This window comes from Mycoplasma sp. 5370 (assembly GCF_054343435.1).
Genome location: NZ_JBTGVF010000016.1, coordinates 1 through 22334, shown reverse-complemented (window position 1 = coordinate 22334; position 22334 = coordinate 1). Strand labels below are relative to the sequence as shown.

20 protein-coding genes are annotated in these 22334 nt (G+C 25.3%); 11 read left to right on the top strand and 9 right to left on the bottom strand.

Annotation, left to right across the window (positions count from 1 at the left end; translation table 4 throughout):
* Positions 1-339: 339 nt before the first annotated feature.
* The 5 genes from mnmE to ftsH all read right to left on the bottom strand — a co-directional run bounded on the left by mnmE (position 340) and on the right by ftsH (position 8063).
* The gene (gene mnmE, locus ACXX88_RS02860) at positions 340-1668 is read right to left on the bottom strand and encodes a tRNA uridine-5-carboxymethylaminomethyl(34) synthesis GTPase MnmE (protein WP_458559536.1); all 1329 of its coding nucleotides are present in this window, start codon (positions 1666-1668) and stop codon (positions 340-342) included.
* Positions 1668-3284, bottom strand: a complete 1617-nt coding sequence (locus tag ACXX88_RS02855) for an ABC-F family ATP-binding cassette domain-containing protein (RefSeq protein WP_436358688.1) — start codon at positions 3282-3284, stop codon at positions 1668-1670. The genes mnmE and ACXX88_RS02855 overlap by 1 nt, the downstream gene beginning before the upstream one ends.
* A gap of 115 nt (positions 3285-3399) precedes the next feature.
* On the bottom strand, positions 3400-4215 hold the full coding sequence (locus ACXX88_RS02850; protein WP_458559535.1) for an HAD family hydrolase: 816 nt from the start codon (positions 4213-4215) through the stop codon (positions 3400-3402).
* Complete coding sequence (lysS, locus tag ACXX88_RS02845) at positions 4215-5681, bottom strand: lysine--tRNA ligase (protein WP_458559534.1); 1467 nt, start codon at positions 5679-5681, stop codon at positions 4215-4217. The genes ACXX88_RS02850 and lysS overlap by 1 nt, the downstream gene beginning before the upstream one ends.
* 204 nt (positions 5682-5885) lie before the next feature.
* Positions 5886-8063 (bottom strand): ATP-dependent zinc metalloprotease FtsH, encoded by a 2178-nt coding sequence (gene ftsH / locus ACXX88_RS02840; protein WP_458559533.1) that lies wholly within the window; start codon positions 8061-8063, stop codon positions 5886-5888.
* Positions 8064-8281: 218 nt separating this feature from the next.
* Here ftsH and ACXX88_RS02835 point away from each other — a divergent pair, with 218 nt between their 5' ends.
* Both ACXX88_RS02835 and ACXX88_RS02830 read left to right on the top strand, forming a co-directional pair.
* The gene (locus ACXX88_RS02835) at positions 8282-8617 is read left to right on the top strand and encodes a S1 RNA-binding domain-containing protein (protein ID WP_436358692.1); all 336 of its coding nucleotides are present in this window, start codon (positions 8282-8284) and stop codon (positions 8615-8617) included.
* Positions 8605-9891: a glucose-6-phosphate isomerase gene (locus ACXX88_RS02830; protein WP_436358693.1), complete on the top strand. Its 1287-nt coding sequence runs from the start codon at positions 8605-8607 to the stop codon at positions 9889-9891. The genes ACXX88_RS02835 and ACXX88_RS02830 overlap by 13 nt, the downstream gene beginning before the upstream one ends.
* Before the next feature lie 60 nt (positions 9892-9951).
* Here ACXX88_RS02830 and ACXX88_RS02825 read toward each other — a convergent pair whose 3' ends face one another.
* A complete protein-coding gene (locus ACXX88_RS02825; RefSeq protein WP_458559532.1) occupies positions 9952-10869 on the bottom strand; it encodes a hypothetical protein in 918 nt (305 codons plus the stop codon).
* 98 nt (positions 10870-10967) lie between these two features.
* Positions 10968-12764: an LppA-related lipoprotein gene (locus ACXX88_RS02820; RefSeq protein ID WP_458559531.1), complete on the bottom strand. Its 1797-nt coding sequence runs from the start codon at positions 12762-12764 to the stop codon at positions 10968-10970.
* 195 nt (positions 12765-12959) lie between these two features.
* On the opposite strand from ACXX88_RS02820, the gene ACXX88_RS02815 reads away from it, so the two are divergent.
* The 9 genes from ACXX88_RS02815 to ACXX88_RS02775 all read left to right on the top strand — a co-directional run bounded on the left by ACXX88_RS02815 (position 12960) and on the right by ACXX88_RS02775 (position 19529).
* A complete protein-coding gene (locus ACXX88_RS02815) occupies positions 12960-14621 on the top strand; it encodes a ribonuclease J (protein WP_458559530.1) in 1662 nt (553 codons plus the stop codon).
* Positions 14611-15417, top strand: a complete 807-nt coding sequence (locus ACXX88_RS02810; RefSeq protein ID WP_436358697.1) for a hypothetical protein — start codon at positions 14611-14613, stop codon at positions 15415-15417. Before ACXX88_RS02815 ends, ACXX88_RS02810 begins: the two co-directional genes overlap by 11 nt.
* Before the next feature lie 18 nt (positions 15418-15435).
* On the top strand, positions 15436-15753 hold the full coding sequence (locus ACXX88_RS02805; RefSeq protein ID WP_436358698.1) for a thioredoxin family protein: 318 nt from the start codon (positions 15436-15438) through the stop codon (positions 15751-15753).
* A 66-nt stretch (positions 15754-15819) separates the two neighbouring features.
* On the top strand, positions 15820-16911 hold the full coding sequence (gene ftsY / locus ACXX88_RS02800) for a signal recognition particle-docking protein FtsY (RefSeq protein WP_436358699.1): 1092 nt from the start codon (positions 15820-15822) through the stop codon (positions 16909-16911).
* On the top strand, positions 16904-17140 hold the full coding sequence (locus ACXX88_RS02795) for a sigma factor-like helix-turn-helix DNA-binding protein (protein ID WP_436358700.1): 237 nt from the start codon (positions 16904-16906) through the stop codon (positions 17138-17140). Before ftsY ends, ACXX88_RS02795 begins: the two co-directional genes overlap by 8 nt.
* Positions 17133-17654, top strand: coding sequence for a hypothetical protein (locus ACXX88_RS02790; protein WP_436358701.1), 522 nt, complete (start codon positions 17133-17135; stop codon positions 17652-17654). Before ACXX88_RS02795 ends, ACXX88_RS02790 begins: the two co-directional genes overlap by 8 nt.
* 1 nt (position 17655) lies before the next feature.
* Positions 17656-18573 carry a DUF4231 domain-containing protein gene (locus ACXX88_RS02785; RefSeq protein ID WP_458559529.1) on the top strand — a complete coding sequence of 306 codons (918 nt, stop codon included), beginning with the start codon at positions 17656-17658 and terminating at the stop codon, positions 18571-18573.
* 19 nt (positions 18574-18592) lie between these two features.
* The gene (locus tag ACXX88_RS02780; protein WP_436358703.1) at positions 18593-18946 is read left to right on the top strand and encodes a hypothetical protein; all 354 of its coding nucleotides are present in this window, start codon (positions 18593-18595) and stop codon (positions 18944-18946) included.
* 106 nt (positions 18947-19052) lie between these two features.
* Positions 19053-19529: a hypothetical protein gene (locus ACXX88_RS02775; protein WP_458559528.1), complete on the top strand. Its 477-nt coding sequence runs from the start codon at positions 19053-19055 to the stop codon at positions 19527-19529.
* Between the two features lie 35 nt (positions 19530-19564).
* Here the strand turns inward: ACXX88_RS02775 and ACXX88_RS02770 are convergent, their stop codons facing one another.
* Together ACXX88_RS02770 and lepA are read right to left on the bottom strand one after the other, a co-directional pair.
* Positions 19565-20431 carry an MSC_0882 family membrane protein gene (locus ACXX88_RS02770; RefSeq protein WP_458559527.1) on the bottom strand — a complete coding sequence of 289 codons (867 nt, stop codon included), beginning with the start codon at positions 20429-20431 and terminating at the stop codon, positions 19565-19567.
* The gene (lepA, locus tag ACXX88_RS02765; RefSeq protein WP_458559526.1) at positions 20431-22233 is read right to left on the bottom strand and encodes a translation elongation factor 4; all 1803 of its coding nucleotides are present in this window, start codon (positions 22231-22233) and stop codon (positions 20431-20433) included. Before lepA ends, ACXX88_RS02770 begins: the two co-directional genes overlap by 1 nt.
* Positions 22234-22334: the final 101 nt, after the last annotated feature.

Sequence of the window (22334 nt, the reverse complement as noted above, 5' to 3'; positions counted from 1 at the left end):
TACTAAAAAGTAAGCAAGAGAAATTTACACAAAATATCTTACACTACCATATAAAATACTTTTTCCATATTTTCCCTCTTTTTTTTCTTTTTTTAAAATCATTTTTTTCTCTATAACCGTATTTGGTGTAAACATTTTTGCTCCTTTCAATATAATTTTATTCTTATTTATTCTTTTTTTTTTTTTTTATACAACAAATTTAAAAATTTTAAAAAAGTTCATGTTTTTTGCATTTTCGGTTTTTTTTCTTTGAAATATGCAAAATAGTGATATTGTTTAAATAGTTTTTGAAATGAAAAAAACCAGTAAAAATACTGGTATGATTTATTCAAAATATAATTATTTTCCAAGACAAAAGTTTTTAAACATTGAATCTAATAAAGTTTCATTATCAGCTTTACCTTTAATATTTACCAAGTCTTCTCAAGACTTTCTTAAATCAACTATAACTACATCTGGTTCAAAACCATTTTTTAAAGAAAAAATGGCGTTTTCTATTGAAAGAAAAGAAGACTTAATTAAAGAAAGTTGTCTTATATTTGTAATAACCTTTTCATTATTAATATCAATATTTTGATAATTTTTTATAATCTCGTTTTCGAGATTTTCTATTTCTTTATTTTTAGCACTTATATAAATTTTGGTATTATCTAAATTTTTAGAATCCAATAAATCTTTTTTATTATAAACAGGTATATATTGTTTATTTTTAGAAAAATCAACAATTTGTTGATCAAATTGGTCAGTTTCTACTGAAGCATCAAGCAAGTGGATAACAATATCAGATTCTTCTATTTGTTTAAAAGAACGTTCTATACCTATTTTTTCAACTTTATTTGTTGAGTTTCTAATACCAGCAGTGTCTTTTATTATAAAAGGTATCCCTTGTAAAACAAACTCAGATTCAATAACATCTCTTGTGGTTCCTGCTTCGTCTGTTACTATTGCCTTTTCTTCATTTAAAAAAGCATTTAATAAAGAAGATTTTCCAGCATTTGGTTTACCTACAATAGCGATTTTTACACCATCATAAATAACTCTAGATCTTTCCGAAAGGTCTATAGTGGTTTTGAGTTTTTCTTTTAATATTTCTAATTTTGGTAAAAGGGTTTGATTAGTTAAAATTTCTACATCATCATATTCAGGATAATCGATATTAACTTCTATAATTGCTATTATTTCTAACAATTCACTAATTAAATTTTTAATATAATTACTTGTTTTTCCATCAAATTTTTCAATAGATGCTTTTGTTTGTAACTTGGTTTTAGCATGGATTAAATCATTGATAGCTTCTGCTTTGATTAAATCCATTTTTCCATTTAAAAAGGCTCTTCTAGAAAATTCTCCTGGTTCAGCCATTCTAGCTCCATTAGCTAGTACTAATTCTAGAATTAAATTAGTATTAACTATACCACCGTGTGCATTTATTTCTACGGTATTTTCCCCTATAAAATTATTTTTGCCTTCAAATCACATTACTAAAACTTCATCAATAAGTTCATCTTTATTTTTGATTCAACCATAAGTAATTTCTTTATCTTTACCAACTTTTCCTGTGAAAATTTTTTTAACAATCAAAAAAGCGTCTGGACCAGTGATCCTAATTATGGAAATTGCTTGGTTAACCAAACCTCCAGATGAAATCGCGGCAATATTATCAAACATTAGTATCCCATTTTTTTCTCATATTCATCTAATGTCCCTCTAAAAATAAAAGAGGAATCTGGTTTGATTTCTAAAATTACATTAGAAACTTGTTTAACTAAAGCACGATTATAAGTTGTAAAAATCATAGATGATTTATAATCAGCAAGTCCTTCAATTACTGAATCAATTGATTCTGCATCTAAGTGATCTAAAGGTTGGTCAAATACAAGAAAATTAGATTCTTTTAGCATCATTCTAGAAAACATTAATCTTGCTTTTTCTCCACCGGATGTTACCTTAACATTTTTAAAAACAGAATCACCACTAAAAAGCATTCTACCTAAAAAACTTCTCATTCTTTGATCTGAGTTATCTTTATTAGATTCTTCTGTATTTTCAATTGGTCATTTGCTTAATCATTCCATTAAGTTTTCATCTTTATCAAAATATTTAGAGTTATCTGATGGGAAATATTCTGGAGTTATTGTGGATCCTCAAATAACTTGACCAGAAGTTGGTTTTTCAAGTCCAAGCAGAATTTCAAGTAGTTTGGTTTTAGCAATGTCGTCTTCACCAAGTAAAACCATTTTTTCGCCAGGTAAAATATCAAATGATAAACTTTCAAACAAAGTTTCTCCTGTCTCTGGATTAACATAAGATAAGTCTTCTACTCTTAAAATTTGCTTTCCTGGTTGTTTAAAAATATCAAATCTAATAAAAGGATATTTTCTTGAAGAAGGTTTAATTTCTTCAAGAGTAATTTTTTCAAGTGATTTTTTTCTTGATGTTGCTTGAGATGATTTTGAAGCATTTGCAGAGAATTTAGCAATAAAAGCCTGTAATTTAGCAATTTGTTCTTCTTTTTTAGCATTAGAATTTTTTTGCATTTCTCTTATTAATGTTGAAGATTCTTTTCAGAAACTATAATTACCTGTAAACATTTTAGCTTCACCAAAATCAATATCTACAATGTTAGTACATACTTGATCTAAAAAGTCACTATCGTGTGAAACAACAATAACAATATTTTGATAATCAACTAAAAAGTTTTCTAATCATTTGATTGCTTTTAGATCTAAATGGTTAGTAGGTTCGTCCATAATCAAAATATCTGGATTTCCAAATAAAGCCTTTGCTAAAAGAACTTTTACCTTTTGTGAAGCTTTTAAATCGCTCATTTTTACATTCCATTTTTCTTTAGGAATATCTAACCCAGATAATAAAATTTGTGCATCATTTTCAGCGTTTCAACCGCCCATTAGACCGAATTTTTCTTCTAATTCCCCTGCTTTTGTATAGTCTTCTTCTGTAGCTTCTGGATTTTCATAAATTGCATTTTTTTCTTGTTGAATTTTAAATAATTCTTCATTTCCCATAATAACCACATCAGTCACATTAAAATCATTATACATATTGTGATCTTGACTTAAAACTGAAATTCTTTGATTTTTATCTTTAATAATTTCACCTGAAGAAGCTTCAATTTGCCCTGAAATAATTTTTAAAAAGGTAGATTTTCCAGCTCCATTTGCTCCTATAATTCCGTAAGTGTTTCCTTCGGTGAATTTTAAATTAACATTGTCAAATAATTTTTTATCATAAAAAATTTTGGACAGATTTTTGATTTCTAACATTTTACTCCTTTATTTTTTATCAATAGTATTTAATTTATTATTTTATTAGTTAGTAATTTATATTAAATTATATATGTTTAATTTCATTTTATTAAAAAAGACACTAATTTGTGTCTTAAATTAGTTTTTCCATTGTTTTAGCAATAGCATCTGTATTGTGATTTCCAATAACTTCACAAGCCACTTCTTTTGATGAAACTGTTCCGTTTTCCATAGCAAATCCTTTATAAGCGTTTTTTATCATTAAAACATCGTTTCCAGAATCACCAAAAGTAATTAAGTCATTTGTTGTTAAATTCAATAACTCTAAAACTTTTTTTAGTCCATAAAATTTATCTGTATTTTTTGGATTAACATCTAAATAGACTCTATTTGTTAATAAACAAGTGTATGAATCCCCTATTAATTTGCTATATTTATCGAATAATTGCTTAATTTTTTCTTCAGAATTTCTTAAAGCTAATTGGGTAATTTTTTCATTATTTTTGTAAATTGCATTTAAAATTTCTTCTTCTGTTTTAAAACCTTGTTCATCATAATCCATTTTTTCTTGCTCTGTTAATCATGAAAAAGTTTTACTATTGTCTTTGAAAGGATAAACGTTTTTTTCTGTACTTAATGTAAAGAAACTTTCGCTTTCTTTCGCTTCTTCTAAAAGTGTTTTAAGTAATTCAACAGGTAAAAACTCTTTTATTGTAGTTTTTTTATTTTTAACATCATAAATAGCTACTCCGTTGTTTGAAACTAAAAAATCAAAATCACTAAATTGACTTAAAAAGATTGTAGTGGAAGCAATTGCTCTACCTGTAGCGATTGCTAAATAATGACCTTTACTTTTTGCTTGTTTTAAAATTTTAATAGTTTCTGGATGTATTGTTCCATCACTTCTTAGTAATGTTCCATCTAAATCAAATGCAAATAATTTTTTCATTAGTTTCCTTTATTTTTTAAGTGTGGAAATAAAAGTATTTCTCTAATTGATTCTTTTTGAGTTAATAGCATTACTAATCTATCTATACCAATACCACAACCACCTGCTGGCGGCATTCCGTATTCTAAAGCTTCAACAAAATCCATATCAATTTCACTAGCTTCATCATTTCCAGCATTTTTTTCTTCTAGTTGTGATTCAAATCTTTTTAATTGATCAATTGGATCGTTTAATTCACTAAACATGTTAGCATATTCTTTTTTATTGATAAATAATTCTGCTCTGTCTGTAAATCTTGGATCTTTTTCGTTTTCTCTTGCTAATGGAGAAATTTCGATTGGATGTCCATAAACAAATGTTGGTTGAATTAATGTATCTTCAACAAATAATTCAAATAATTCATTAATTAAGTGACCTGATGTAAAATATTTTTCAATTTTTACTTTGTTTTTGATAGCAACTTCTTTAATTTCTTCAAATGTTGCTTTTTTCAAATCAATACCTACATATTTAGAGGTTTCATCTACCATATCAATTTTTCTAAAAGGTGCTTTTAGTGAAATTTTATGACCACCATACATTATTTCTTCTTTTCCTAACTTTTTAGCTAAAGATGAAATTAAATCTTCAGTTCTTTTCATCATTCCGTGTAAATCTGAATAAGCTTCATAAAACTCAATTGAAGTAAATTCAGGATTATGAGTGGTATCGACACCTTCGTTTCTGAAAATTCTTCCTATTTCATAAACTCTATCAAAACCACCTACTAAAAGTTTTTTTAAAGGCAATTCTGTAGCTATTCTTAAATAAAAGTCCATACTTAAAGCATTGTGAAAAGTGGTAAATGGACGAGCACTTGCACCACCTAAAATAGGATGTAATACAGGAGTATCAGCTTCTAAATATTTTAAATCATCGAAAAATTTTCTAACATAAGAAATAATTTTGCTTCTTGTTCAAAAAATTTGTTTTGCTTCTTCATTGATAATTAAATCCACATAACGACGACGGTATTTTTCTTCGATATCAGTTAAACCATGATATTTTTCCGGAAGTGGTTTAAGTGCTTTAGTTAATAATTGAACTTTTTCTGCTTTTAGTGAAATTTCTCCAGTATTTGTTTTCATTACAATACCTTCAAAATAAACTATATCTCCTATATCTAAAGTTTCTACTAATTCTGAATATACAGTATTTTCCTTTTTATTAAAATAAATTTGTGTTCTTGATTCATCATCTTTTATAACAATAAAAGGTCCTCTAAAAGTCATTATTCTTCCAACCACTGAAGCTTTAAATTCTTTATTATGCAATTCATCTTTGCTATAAGAATTATATTTAACAAGTAGTGAAATTGAGTTATCGCTAATCGGTTGATTTTGTGAAAAAGGATTGATTCCCATTTCTTTGTATTTGTCTATTTTTTTTCTTCTAATTAGTTCTTGTTCATTAAAATTTCTTTCCATTTTACCCTTTCTTTTTAACTATAAATTAATATATTAAATTATATTATAAATTCTTTATTTTATACAAATAAATGCTATTTATTATTTACTTTTTAATATCTTAATCTTGTTTTTATTAAATTGTGTTCTGTAAGCAGAATTTAATTTAATGAAGTAAATTTAGAAATAAAAAGATGAACTTTTTTATGCTCACCTTTTAATATTTTAGATTATTTTATTTTCATCTTCTTTATCTTGGTTTTCTGAATCTAAGATTGGTTGTGTTTCTTGAGTTTCTTTTTCTGTTTCCATTTCAGAATTCTTTTCATTAGAATTTTCCAATTGAACATCTTCAATTAATTTATCTATATCAATTTCTTCTTGTTTTTTATATTCTTCTTTTTCTTTTCTTTCTGGTAATTTCATATATTTAGCAATATATTCAATTTCTTCTGAAACTATAGTTTCATTTTCAAGAAGAGAATCTTTAATTAATTCTAATAATTCTCTGTTGTTTTTAACCACTTCTTTTGCTTGTTCATAAGCTTCAGAAATTATTTTTCTTACTTCTAAGTCTATTTCATGTCCCACTTGGTGTGAAAATGACATATTTTTTGCATAATCTCTACCCAAGAACGGAGAACCTGTATTTTCTTCGTATTGAATCGGTCCAAGTGAAGACATACCAAATTCGGTAACCATTCTTCTTGCTATTTTTGTAGCTTTTTCAATATCGTTTGCTGCTCCAGTAGAAATTTCTTTTTGTCCATAAATTAATTCTTCTGCAACTCTACCACCCATAAATGATGCAATTGTTGCTAACAATTCTGATTTAGTTGCATTATATTTTTCTTCTTCTGGAAGCATTAAATTGTAACCACCAGCATTCCCTCTTGGGATAATAGTGATTTTTTGTACTTTACTTCCGCCTGGAACTTTAATACCAACAACGGCGTGACCAGCTTCGTGGTAAGCAACCATTGTTCTTTCTGCTTCTGTAATTGTTCTGTGTTTTTTAGCAGGACCACTCATAACTCTGTCAATTGCTTCATCAATTTGTGCTGGAGTTATAACTTCTGTTTTTTCTCTAACTGATAAAATTGAAGCTTCATTTATTACATTTTCTAATTGCGCACCAGAAAAACCAGGAGTTCTTTTAGCAATGTTTCTAAAATCAATAGAACTATCAACCCTTTTACCTCTTGCGTGTAATTGTAAAATTTCTTCTCTCTCTTTTACATCTGGATAACCAACTGTAATAGTTCTATCAAAACGACCAGGTCTTTGAAGAGCAGGATCTAGAACATCTGTTCTGTTTGTTGCAGCAATTACTAAAAGACCGCTATTATCAGCCATTCCATCCATTTCTACAAGTAATTGATTTAGTGTTTGTTCTCTTTCATCATTTCCACCACCAATACCTGAACCCCTAGAACGTCCAACAGCATCTAATTCATCAATAAATATAATTGCTGGTGCTTCTTTTCTAGCTTCTCTAAATAATTCTCTAACTCTTTTTGCTCCCATACCTACATATAGTTCAACAAAATTGGAAGCTGAAATAAATAAGAAAGGTACATTAGCTTCACCTGCAGTTGCTTTTGCAAGTAATGTTTTTCCTGTACCTGGAGGACCACCAAGTAAAATTCCTTTTGGAATTCTTGCTCCAGCTGCTTGATATTTTTGTGGATATTTTAAATAATCCACTAACTCCATAACTTCTTCTTTTACTTCTTTATTTCCAGCAATATCACTAAATTTTTTGTCAGAAGTTATTTTAGTTGCTTGACTACTTTGAAGACCACCAAATAATCCATTTCCGTTTCCTGAACCTCTAAATTGTCTATAAATAAAAAATAATAAAACTAAAGGGAAACCTACAGAAACTAGTAATGGAATAAATCCTAAAATTCTACTTAAAGTTGATGGTTGTGGAATTCCTAAACTATAATAACCAGTTTGAATTCTGTTATTTAAAATAAATTTAGAAAGTTCAGTTTTAACTTCTTGTCCATTTTGATCAAATTGTTTATAAGCAAGTGCTTTTTGAATTGCTTCAAAATAAGTAGTATCACCCATTATTTTTGCTATATTTCCATTGTATTTATTTGCAATAGTTGGTGAAATTTGCACTATGTAATCTTGAACATAAAAATTATTATTTTTTTGACCACCTATTTCCTGAAACCTTAAAACTCATTCGTTTTCACTGATTGTTATATTTGCGAAGAATTTATCATCAGTAGTGGATGCACTATATTCTCTTATTTTATCTTCAAACTGCGTAATACTAATTGTTTGTGGATGAGAACCAAAAATTAGTTGTCATAAAAATCATAAAAGTATGATAGTTAAAATTGTAATTAATACTACAGTTCACTTTTTTTTCTTTAAAAAATTCATTAATTAATCCTTTCTTCATATTAAGTATTATAAATTATAAGACTTTTAATTGATTTATTAATAAAATTTATAAAAATGATACTTATTTGGGAAAAAAGTCCCTTTTTTCCATTTCAAAAAATAAAATTTCCAATTTTTTTCACTCTTAGTGATAAAAAAATAAATTTAAAAACAGTTTGATTTCTTTTTGCTTTATAGTGCTATAATTTTAAATAATTATGGAAAATGGAGAAATAGTAACAGGTAAAGTTAAAAAAATCTTTAAAAATTACTTTTGTGTCAATTTAAAAGATGGTTATCAAGGTATTGTTTTTATAAAGGAAATTAGTGATTATTACATTCAAAATTTAGAAGAAATGTTTATAATAGGGGATGAAATAAAACTAAAAATTTTAAGTATTAATCACCATACAAAAAAAGCAACACTTTCTTTTAAACAAATAAGACCTAAATACTTAAAAAGTCCTTTTTCTTTTAAATTAACCGAAACAGAAAATGGTTTTAAAAATTTATTAAGATTTACAAAAAACGAGGTAGAAAAATGAAAAAAATAACTTTAAATTTAAAAAATGCAATAAAAGAAGAAGAAATTTTAAAATTTCAAGATCAAGTGACTAAAATTAACGATTCAATGAATGATTTTTCTGCAATTGGTTCTGATTTTTTAGGTTGAAAAGATTTACCAGAAAATAGCAATTGAAAAGAAATAAATGAAATGAAAAAAGCTGCTAAAAAACTTCATGCTGATAATATTGAAGTTTTAGTAGTTATAGGGATTGGGGGTTCATATTTAGGAGCTAAAGCCGCTCTTGATGTTATTCAAGGTATGTATCCTGGAATTGAAAGAAAAATGGAAATCATTTTTGCAGGTACTTCCATTAGTTCAAATTCTTTATATCAATTATTAAAATATGTGGAAAACAAAAGATTTGCAATCAATGTTATTTCCAAATCAGGAACAACAACAGAACCTGCTATTGCTTTTAGATTCTTTAAATCTCTTTTAGAATCTAAAGTAGGTGTTGAACAAGCACAAGAATTAATTTTTGCAACTACCGATGCAAATAAAGGAACATTATTTGAAATGGCAAAAATTAAAAAATACCAAAAATTCGTTATTTTAGATAATATTGGTGGAAGATTCAGTGTGCTTTCTCCAGTTGGTTTATTCCCTTTAATTTGTGCTGGAGTAGATATTGATGAAGTGCTTAAAGGTGCTGCAGAAGCTAATGAAATTTATAAAAATAGTTCGCTTGAAACAAATGATGCTTATAGATATGCTGTTGCAAGATTCCTTTTAGGTAAAAAAAATAAAGCAGAAATGCTTGTTTCTTATGAACCTAATTTTGCTTTCTTTAATGAATGATGAAAACAATTATTTGGAGAAAGTGAAGGTAAAAATGAAAAAGGATTACTACCAACATCTGCTATATTCTCAACCGATCTTCATTCATTAGGTCAATTTATTCAAGAAGGATCAAAAATTCTTTTTGAAACAATAATAACCTTAAAACACCCAGAACACGATTTAATAATTAATGAAGATGAAGAGAATTTAGATAAATTAAATTATTTAGTAGATAAAACAGTTCATTTTGTAAATAATGCAGCTTTTGAAGCTACAATGGATGCACACGTAAATGTAGGTAAAGTTCCTAACATTCACTTATTATTAGAAGATTCTAAAGAAAGAAGTTTTGGGTGATTAGTAATGTTCTTTGAAAGAGCTTGTGCAATTTCAGCATACTTACTTGGAGTTAATCCATTTAATCAACCAGGTGTTGAAGTATATAAATCAAATATGTTTAAAATTCTTGGTAAAAAATAGACAATAAAAATCATAAATCTTATACAGGTTTATGATTTTTTTATCAAAAAGTAACTTAACTTATTTAGTAAAAATTTGCTCTCAATTATTCATTTTGACTTCTAAATCACTAATAGAATTAAAGTCTTTTAAATCCATACTATTAATTGGAACCATAAAGGAAAATTGCAATATTTTGTATGAATTATTTAAGTTTGTTTGTTTTAAAAATTTAAAATCAGTTTTCTTTTCTTTTGATTTTTCTAACTCAAAATTCATATGAAGTGTTTTGTTGTCATAATCAAAATAAATTGAATTAAACATAGGGTAAATTCTTTTTAAAACATCATAATCTAGAGAATTATTTTTAACTATAGTTCCTAAAGATAAACTATCTTTTTTATCAGAAACATCAATATTTAATCCTGATTTTTTTATATTTTCTTGATTAAAATCAGAAGGAACTTTAACATAAAAGTTTATAAGGACTGCTTCACTTAAAATAGTTGGTAATAAATTAATGTCATATCTAAAATTTTTATAATTCAATAATTTAACACTCAAAGCAAAATTATAATTTTCAAAATTAGAAATATTTAAGTTGTTTTCTGTGGAAAATAAAGCATTTTCGCTATTTTTTGAAAATTCTAAAAATTCTTCTTTTTCTTTATTAGAATGATTTATATATTCATTATTAAAATAAATGTTGTGTTGTTTGTCGCTTAAAAATAAATTTTTGTTTTGAAAAGTATCTGAATTGGTTAAATCTATTCCAAAAATATTTTTTAGTTTTTCTACGTTCTTAAGATTTTGATTATTGAAAGTATGAATATCAGGATTTCAATCATCAACTAAAGGCTCTGTTGTATAACGAAATTCTCCACCTTCAGAATCGCTATGTATTTTCTTATTTTCTTCTGTTTTAGAATTACAAGAAGTTATGGCAATAGATGAAAATACAAAAGCACTTAAATTAAGCAAAATTCATCTTTTTTTCACTTTCCCTCCTTATAATATAATTATACATAATTTGAATAAAATAGCATAATTAAAATACAAAAAGTTCAAACTTTTTCAATTAAACTTTTTGTATTTTTCTATTTACTTTTATTAGTTGACTTTAATTCATCAATATTTACTTTAAATATTTCTCCTGTATAGACCAGATTTTTATCAGAAAATGAATCAAAGGAATTAATGTCCTGTATTCTTTCTGCTTTATATAAAGGAAATTGTGCATTTATTTCAAGACTTAGTTCGTATTCGTTATTTTCTTTTTTATTTAAATAAAAATTAATGTTGTCAAAATTAGAATTATTTATAATGGTTACAAAAGGATAAACAGTTAAACGATCGTTTCTTGAAATTAATGAATTTAAAGGTAAAAACTCATATTTTCACTCATAAGTTTTAGAAGAATCACTATCTTTAATTTTTACTAGTAAATTATTAATTACGTAATTTTTGATTCTTTCAAATAAATTAGCATTTTTAATTAATGAATTGACATTGACTTTGGTGTTTGTATTATTTAGATTTTTAGATTCTTCTTCTAAAAGAGATTTAACTTTCAATTTAGATAAATATTCACTAAATTTTTCTTTATTTATACTGAAATTAAATAATTCATTATCAACATTGCCTTTTTCATTTAAGTTATGTTTTCTTAATCCTGAAAAACTAAATATTTTTAAATACCTTGGAACACTTGCATTAACTTCTTCTTCATCTCTATTGTAAATTCCTACTTCTATATCCAATGTTCCTTCCAAATCATCTGCTTTAACACCTAAAACTTCATAATGAAATTTTGGATTATTATTATTTTCTATATTTCTTTCTAAAAATTTTGTTATTAATGAAGGATTTAGTTTAATTTTAGGATTTCTAAATAAGTCTTTTGCATTTGTGCCAGAAACTAAAAATTCATAATTTAGTATCGTTTCATTTTCACTTTTCGGTTGATTTTCTATATCTTGAAAACTCTCTCTATTTTCGTTATAAAGTAATAAACTTGCTATTAATGAAGGATAAAGTTCTTTTATTTCTGCTGACAATTCTTTTGCTCTTAAAAAGTTTTCTTTTTCAGCATCTTTTTCTGTATTTTTGTTTTGAAAATAACTAAAACCTTTTAAAGAAACGAAAATATCTTTTTTGTTGTTTTTTTCTGTATAAAAGGAAATTTTAACATTATCTATTATTCCTACATTATTTTTTACATCACTGATTTCTTTAGAAAAAGTAGCTATAATTTTAGAAAATTTATGTCTAATATCATAAGGTAAACTTATGCTAGAACTTAAACTTTCTGCATCATTATTTTTAAATCTTTCATAAAATGAAGATGCATCATAGGTTTTATAAAAATCAATTACATTTAACGAATTACCAAGTTCATCAACTGATTTCATTATTTCTTGCTCATTTTCATCTAAAATTTTGCTATTTTTTGTTCTAAAAATTGTATTTATTTCTTCTTTTATAGGGGGAATTGATATAGAAATATCAGAATTAGGTTTATTTGCATCTATTGAAATTAATTTATAATTTGTATTTTCTTCAAGATTTTCAATTTTAAACTCTCTTTTGTTTTCAATTGCTTTTGGAGTTACGTAATATTCCTTTGTTTCGGAATTATCTAAATTTTTAAGAACAAAAGAAAAAGTTATATCTTTTTCAATATTTAAATTAAAACCTACTTCAATTTCAACAGAAGTTTCCTTAACATTTTTAAACTTTAAATCATTAACATCATATGAAATTACTTTAATTGGAGGAAATGGTGAAATATCAGATTCATTTTGCTCTTTTTTACAAGAAACAGCAACAATAGATGTTGTAACTATTGATGTTGCTAAAACTAAATTTATTAATTTATTTTTCTTTTTTATCATATATTTAAATATAACACTTTTTATTTTAAATTTATAAAATTTTGCAAATTTCTTTTAAAATAAAAAGAATTAGATAATCTTTTATATAAAATTCATTATTATCTTACTTTTTCAATAAAAAAAAGTATAATTTAAAAAAGAAATTACAAGATGTTTTTATTAAATTAATAATTAATAATGAAAAGAAAGGAAAAAATGGCAAAAATTAGCATTTTTGGTTTAGGGGGATTAGATGAAAATGGAAAAAACTCCTATGTTATTGAAGTAAATAATTCTATTTTTCTAGTTAATGCAGGAGCAAAGGTTCCTATAAGTTCAACTAATGGTGTAGATACTTTAATACCTGATTTTACCTATTTAGAACAAAACAAAGACAAAATTAAAGGAATATTCATTACAGATGGGAAAAACGAATCTTTTTCAGCAATTCCTTGATTATTGATGAAAATAAAAGGTTTAAAAATATTTTGTTCGCCTTTTACTAAATTTTTAATTTTAGACAGGATTTCAAAGTATAAAATAGGACACACAGATTTTGAAGTTATTTCAATAACAAATGAAAAAATTGACTGTAATGATGCAATAGTTAAATCTATTCCACTTGCTGGATCAATGCCTGGAGTTTATGGATACAACTTCGAAACAGAAGATGGTTCTATTGTTGTGATGCTTAATTTTGTTGTTGGATCTTTAAATATATATGGAACTACAAATTTAGATTATATTAAATCATCAATTGAATCTCTAAAAGGAATTCACACTTTATTAATTGATTCTGGAAGAGCTAATTATAAAGGAAAAGCCATTGATAAAATAGATGTGACTCCATCTATTGAAAATATTTTTTTCAAAACTGATCAAAATTCTAGAATCGTTATTGGTTCATTTGATGAAGAAATGGCCCTTTTACAAGAAATTTTAGATTTAGCTAAAAAATATGATAGACCTGTTGCTGTTTATGGTAGAACATACGGACAACTGGTAGATCTTATTAAAAAAATAAAATATGAAGGTCAATTTTTAAAATTACCCAAATTCATCGATTATAAAGAAGTTAACAATCACAAAAATGCTGTTGTATTAATCACTTCTACAAGTGAAAGACTGTATCAAAGATTCTTAAGAATTACAGAAAATAACGATGTATTTTTTAAATTATTAAGCACCGATACAGTAATTATGATTGCACCACCATTAAATGGTTTAGAAGTTCTTTATGCTATGACTTTAGATGAAATTGCAAGAATTACCCCTAAAGTTGTAGATATTACAGAAAATGAATATTATAGAATAAGACCTGCAAGAGAAGACATTTTCCAAACTGTTTCCAGTTTGAAACCTAAATACTTTATCCCTTTACAAGGACTTTATAGATATCTTGTGGTTGCATCTGAAATAGCAGCACTTGCCGGAGTTAATAAAAGTAATTCTATAATTTTACAAAATGGAAAAATAGCAACTTTTATTGATGGAAACTTATTTTCACAAAAAGGAACCCTAAAACAAGTTGGTGAAGTAATTATAGATGGTTTTGGAATTGGAGATATTTCTTCTGAAGTAATAAAAGAAAGAGAAACTCTTGCCCGTGATGGAATCATAACAATAACCAGTTTAGTGGAATATAAAACCAAAAAACTTCAAGGTGATTTACAAATAAATTCTTCTGGAATTATTTCTAAAGAAAACAAAAATATAATTCATGAAATAATAACTTCTGCTTTTTATCAATCTTTTTTAGATGCAGAAAAAATAGTTTTAAAAGATTTACAAGAAAAAATTAAAAAAATAATTAAAAAGAAAATTTTCAAAATTTTTGATAAGGAACCAATCATTGTTGTGGTGTTTTATGAAATTTAAAAACAGAAATGTTGAAAAAATTTTAGAAAATAAATTTCTTTGATTTATTATCATAATTATTCACTTAGCACTAATTGTTTTTGCATTTTTAAATATCAAAGGTTTAACTACTATTTATTCATACACTATTGGTCTTTTGTTTGGAAATTTAGCATATTCTTACTTTTTAATTGTTTTTATTTTGTGCATAATAAAATTGAGTACACCTAAAATTATGTTTATTAAAAATTTCAAAATAGACTTGTTTTTAATTAGTTTATTTTTAATTTTTGTAAATATGTTTGTTTCTTTTATAGTGCTTGAAGTTGTGCAATATGAAGGCAATTTCTATTTTAGTGTGGGTGCTAATGTTTGAAATCACAATTTTCAAGAGTGATGAAATACTTTAGCTCCTGAAAAAGTAAATTCATCTTTACCAAATTTAAATCACTTGGGATTTATCAATATTTTTCTTTATTCTGTACTAAAATCCACCACTTCAGTAATAGGGGTTATTCTTGTTCCTCTTGTAGCATTTATAACTTACTTATTGGTAAAAATATTGATTTTTATGAAAAAAATGCCCAAAATTAAGAAAAATGAAAAAAATGAAGAAAAAATAGTAAAATTTAAAAAGAAAAAAATAAATCAAGAATCAACGGAGGATAAAGAAGGAATTTCAAAAGATGAAGTTAGTGTTAAGCAACATCAAGAAACTTATGACAATCAGAAAGTAATTGATGAAAATAAAGATAACCCATCTAAAAATAATTTAGACTTAAATGAAACTTTACCTTTTGAAAATCCTTTTGATTAATATATGGAAATAAAAAAAATGAGTTGAGAAGAAGCTCAAAAACACATTGAAAACGGAGTTGTTTATTTAGAATTTACAACAACTTGATGTGGAGACTGTAAAATGATGGCACCAGTGGTGCAAAAAGTTGCAGATCACTTTGATGAAAACTCAGGTTTAAAAATGATTAATGTTGATGCTGAAGAAGCACAATTATTTAGAAAAGAAGGAACTCGTTTTGAAGTTTTAAGAGTTCCTACTCACCTTGTTTTAAAAGATGGAAAAATTTTAAACAAAGGATTTGAATATTTTCCAAAAGAAGTCTTAATTGAGTGAATTGAAAACGCTCTAAAATAAGTACCTGAAGGTACTTTTTTTATTTATATTTTAGAATTTTTTTTATAAACATTTATAATTATAATTATGAAATTTTTTGAAAAACTAAAAACAAGATTATTCGGTTCAAAAGAAGATAAAGAAAAACTTAAAGAACTTGAATTAGAAAAGAAAAAAGAAAAATTAGAAAAGAAAATTGAAAAAGATTTAGAAAAGAAAATAATTAAAGAAGACAAAGTAGAAAGATACGTTGCTGGTTTAAAAAAATCCAATGTTTCTTTAACTGAAAAAATTATAAATTTACAAAATTCTTATAAAAAAATTGATGAAGAAATGTTTGAAGAATTAGAAGAAATTCTTATTATGTCTGACATTTCTTATTCGCTTGTTGAAGTGATTATTTATGAAATAAAAAAAGAAGTAAAAAGAGAAAATCTTAGTGATCCTAAATTAATAGGTGAAATTATTGCTGACAAAATTTACACAATTTATGCCAATAATTCAATAATTAACACTCAACTAAACATCGAAGAAAACCGTTTAAATATTATTTTAATGGTTGGTGTTAACGGTTCAGGAAAAACAACATCTATTTCCAAAATAGCAAAAAAATATTGTGACCAAAATAAAAAAGTTTTAGTTGCTGCTGGTGACACTTTTAGAGCTGCTGCCGTAGAACAATTATCTATTTGAGCACAAAGAGCAGGAGCGGATATTATTATGCCTAATCCAAATGAACACGATCCTGCTTCAATAGTTTATAGGTCTTTAGATAAAGCGATTGCTGAAAACTATGATTTATTAATAATAGATACAGCCGGAAGATTACAAAATAAAGTTAATTTAATGAATGAACTTGCTAAAATTAATAACATTATTCAAAAAAGAATACCGGAAGCACCTCATGAATCTTTATTAGTTATTGATGCAACTACAGGTCAAAACGGAATTTCTCAAGCTATGCACTTTAAAGAAGTAACCCCTATTTCTGGTATTGTTTTAACTAAAATGGACGGTACAAGTAAAGGTGGAATAATTCTTTCCATAAAGGAAAAACTTGATTTAGATGTTAAATTAATAGGTCTTGGTGAAAAAATGGAAGATTTAGAAGAGTTTGATTTAGATGCATTTATTTATGCTTTAACTAAAGACTTTATGAATAAGGAAAGCAATGAGTAATATCGAAGATAGAGATTTATTAATTAAATTATTCGATAAATATTCTTCATTATTAACACAAAATCAAAAACAAATTTTCCAGCTTTTTTATTTTGAAGATCTTTCATTGGCAGAAATTGCAGAAATTTGTGCCACAACAAGAAGTGCAGTTTTTGATTCATTGAAAAAAACAAAAACTAAATTAACTAAATTTTATAAAGAAATAGAGAAAGGAGAAATAGATGTTTAAACCTAATGTAAAAATAATAAAACATATAGAAAATAAGATAAAAAGTTTGAAAAAAATATCAAAAATATATTTTTGAGCAAACATTGCTTTTTCAGCATTAATTATTATCTTAAATATTTACTCTATAATTAGCGCTATTATCTATTTAGACTATGCTGCCACTGAGTTAGTTAAAGATAATTCAGAGATAGGAAGACACATAACTTCAAAAAGTCAATGAATTGAAATTTTAAAAACTCTTTCATATACTGCGATTTTTGTTGTATTTCTTATCACCATCTTTTTCCTAAGTTTATTTTTAGCTATATTTAAAACTTCTTTTCACTACAATCAATATAAAAAAGTCCAAAGACAGTTAACTTATTTACTCATAAAATATGAATCACAAGATGAAGAATATACCATTGAACAATTTAAGAAAGAATTAGAGTTAGTTGAACCTATACTAATTAACAGAAACAAAAAAAGTCTAAAAAAAGAATTAAAATCAACTCTATTGAAGAAGGTAAACTAATATGGAAATTGAAAAAAAATACAAGAAAATATATAATATTCTTTTTTCCAAAGTTTTTGTATTAAGATTTCTTTTCTTTACATTAACTTTTGTGACTTTTATTTTGGTCTTTTTAAGTTCTATGCTTACTGCTTATTTTTTAGCCGGAGTAGGAGAAAGATTTAGACCGGTATTGCCAGAACAATTCACAAACAGCGAATTTAGAAATAACTATGCAATTATAATTGCTTGATTATCTGCTTCAGGTAGTTTCATAACATCTATTATTTCTTTCTTTGCAATGCAAGCAAAATATAAAAAAAATAAAAAAGCTCTTACTACTATCAAACTAGAAAAAGCTCTTTATGATGCTAATCTTGGTCTGTACAAAAAAAACAAGCATAAAGGAGAAATCTTTTTAAAAAGATTATTTTTAATATTAAAATGAAACTATTTAGATAGAGAAAGTGATGTATCTTCAGAAACTATTCTCGCAAGTCAAACACATAAAAAATATGTATTAAAAAACCTAGAAAATATGGAAGAAAAGGAATTATTACAACTTGTAAATAAAACAAGAAACAAATATAAAAGAAAATTTATAATTTCATACTATTTATTTTTATTACTTAATATTTTAGTAATAGTTATGACTTCCTTAATGATTGTATTCAACTTATACTCATTAAGATTTAATCAATTTCCTGACATAAAAGGAACAGAAAAATCAATTTATTACTTACTAGAAATAACTTTAGCTTCTGCTTTAACAACCTTACTTACTTCTATTTCTTCCTTTTTTGCCTTTGGAGAAAAAAGAGAAAAAATTAATAGTGATATTAAAGAGTTAGAAAAAAAATTAGAAGAATTTAAAACAGTTCCAATTGAAAATCTAAATGAATGAATTGAATCTATATCAAATTATGGAGAATTATTATAAAATTTAATATAATTAAAATATGTGATTACCAATAATTCAAATTATAATTTTCTTTTTATGAAATATAGCATCTGCTGCTATTTTATATAACAGAATTAAAAAACCTTATAAAACATTTAGAAAAACTCATGTATGAGGAAAAATAGAAAAATTCAATTTACTAACTTATAACACTTATGTTTTTGCTTCATTAGGTGGTTTAGTTAATGTAATTTATCAATTATTTAATAACCATTTTTCTTTATCTGTTGCAGTTTTCTTAACATTATTTTCTACTTTAATTTATATTCTTTCTGTTTCTTTTTATAGTTTAGAAATTTATGTTTATTTTAAAGTAAAACAAAATCCTTTATGATTATATAAAGAAAAATAAAGAAAAGAGTTTTTAAAAATTCTTTTCTTTTTTTCAGTTCTTTTATAAAAACGCTTTTTGTATTATAATTATTTAGTAATTTTATTACATAACAAATAGGAGTGATATGAAAAATAAAGAAAATACTCAAGTTGAACTTACAATTAAAGAAACAAAAATTAAAAAAGTTATTGGTTATACTTCTAGAGAAAATTTCTTTATGTTTTGATTGCCTTTTATATTATTTGCATTGTTTTCAATTTTTCACGGAATAATTTATGCTATTCTTCCTTTAGAAAGACAAAATTCATATAAAATAGCATATTCAATTATTTCAGCAATAACAATTTTAATATCTATAATTTTATTGATATTTTTTATAATTAATTTTGTTAATAATAGAAAAGCTTTAAAACAATTAGGAAAAAAAGCAGGAGATGAAGAAATTCAACTTTCATTATCTAAAAACAAATCAGTAAGAATTTCTACATTAAGTAAATATTATGCTGCATTAGATGCAATTGAGCAACTTGATAAACACGAAAGATATTTAAAATGAGCTAAGAAAAATTCAAGCTTCTTCGATTTTCTTTTTGTGTTCTAAATAAAACAAATAAAATAAAAATAAAGGAATTTCCTTTATTTTTTTCTTTTTAAGATTATTCTTTTTACTATTAATAAGGTAATTATAGGGAGAATTAAAATGATTGCAATAGATAAGAAAAATAATTTTAAATATCCTTTGTTCATTTTAATCTTCATTTGATCAATTTCTGTATCTTTAACTATTTGATAACCAAAATAATCTTGTATATCATTTGTTCTTTTTTTTCTAGCTATTGTTAATGTTGCTCAAATAACTATGTTTCCCAAAATAATTAAAGAAAGAATTATTGAAAGTAATTGTGGATTAGGACTTAAAGCACTAATTCAAGCTTTAAAATTTAAAAATATATCGTGATAATTTTTATCTTTAAAATATCATATAAATAAGGTAAAAATTCCCATATAAAAAATAGAAAACACTAAAAATCAATTGTGATGAATTTGTTGTTTTATTAGTTTTTTATACAGCTGAGCTATAAATGTAGGAATAGCTTGTGTATTTTTTTCTAATTCTATTCTATAAAATTTTAAAGCTTTTTTAATAGAAGAAAATTCAATTAACTTCATTATAAATTTAAAAAAAGAATATGATAATAAACCAACAGGAATAATCAATCAACTTCAACTATAATCTCTATCAACAATTTTCATTGCTTTAAAACTATTTGTTGCAATAAGTGTTATTAAAATAGAAATTATTAATATCATTATTGAATAAAATAAAATCATAGATAGTATTATTTTGTTTTCAAGAGCGAAAATTTTATAAGCACCTGTGGGAATTACATTTTCAGGATCTTTATAACTGTTTTTATATTTTAACTGTCTTTTGTCTGTTTCTGCAACTTTAAAATGAGTAAATCTAACGGTTTCAGTATTATTTAATGGTGTTATTTTCATTATTTTTTACCACCATTGTTGTCAGTTTTTAAAATTGCTAAAAATGCTTCTTGTGGTACTTCTACAGAACCAATTGCTTTCATACGTTTTTTTCCTTCTTTTTGTTTTTTTAGAAGTTTTTGTCTTCTGGTCGGATCTCCACCATATAATTTTGCTGTAACATCTTTTCTATAAGCTTTTATTGTTTCTCTAGCAATTACCTTTGAACCAATTACCGCTTGAACAGGAACTTCAAAGGATTGACGTGGAATAACTTCTTTTAACTTTTCAGTTAGTTCTCTTCCTTTATTATAAGCAAAATCTTTGTGTACGATCATTGAAAGAGCATCGACTTTATCTCCATTTAAAAGGATGTCTAGTTTAACTAAATTTGATTCTCTATATCCAATTAATTCATATTCAAAAGAAGCATAACCTTTAGAAATAGATTTTAATTTATCAAAAAAATCAAAAATTATTTCTACTAAAGGTAATTCATAAATAACTCTTCTTCTATTGGCATCTATAAATTCAATATCAACATAAGTTCCTCTTTTATTTTGTGATAATTCCATAATAGAACCTACATAATTTTCAGGAACTATAATTGATGCTTTAATATAAGGTTCTTCGATTTTTGAAATAAATGTTGGATCAGGTAAATTAGAAGGATTAGCAATAATTTCCATTGAACCATCAGTTTTATATACATGAAATTCTACAGAAGGAGCAGTAGCTATTAAATCAATATTGAATTCTCTTTCTAATCTTTCTTGTAGTATTTCCATATGAAGCATTCCAAGAAATCCAATTCTATAACCAAAACCAAGAGCTTTTGAGGATTCTGGTTCAAAAGTTATTGAAGAATCTGATAAAGAAATTTTTTCTAAAGACTCTTTTAATAAATCATAATCCTTTCCATCTATTGGATAAAATCCTGTATAAACAACAGGTTTTAGTTTTTTATAACCTGGTAAAGCACTATCTGCTGGATTATCAACTAAAGTAATGGTATCTCCTACAGAAATATCCTTAGCATCTCTAATAGAAGCAGCAATTCAACCAACTTCACCAGAAACTAATTCTTCTTTTTTTAATTCAGCAGGAGTTCTAACCCCTAATTCAACCACGTGAAATTTTTTTCCTGAAGAAAATAAAAAGAAATTATCTCCAACTTTAATTTTTCCTTCTACAATTCTTACTAAAAGAACAACTCCTTTATATGGATCAAAATAAGAATCAAAAATTAAAGCTTTTAAAGGTTTATTATCATCTGCTTCTTTAGGTGCGGGAATTTTACTAATTATTGCTTCTAAAACTTGATCAATATTTTGACCAGTTTTTGCAGAAATAAGCACACTTTCATCAGCGGGGATTCCAATAACATTTTCAATTTCTTTTTTAACCCTTTCTGGATCGGCAGAAGGTAAATCAACCTTATTGATTATTGGAATGATTTCTAAGTTATTATCAATTGCCAAATATACATTAGCTAATGTTTGAGCCTCTATTCCTTGTGTAGCATCAACAAGAAGTAAAGCTCCTTCTGTTGCTGCTAACGATCTAGAAACTTCATAAGTAAAATCAACATGACCAGGAGTATCAATCAAATGAAAAGTAAAATCCTTGTACTTTAGTTGTACAGCGTTTAATTTTATTGTAATTCCTCTTTCTTTTTCCAAGTCCATTGAATCTAAATGTTGAGTTTTTAATTCCCTTTTAGCAACAGCACCAGTTAATTCCAGTATTCTATCAGCTAATGTTGATTTTCCATGATCAATGTGTGCAATTATACAAAAATTTCTTATATTTTCTTTCTTCATATTTATAAATTTTACAATATTTTTGTAAAACAAATATTAAAAAAGATATTAAAACAGAAATAAAATGTCACCCCCCATTCCCAATATAAAATGTCACTTTT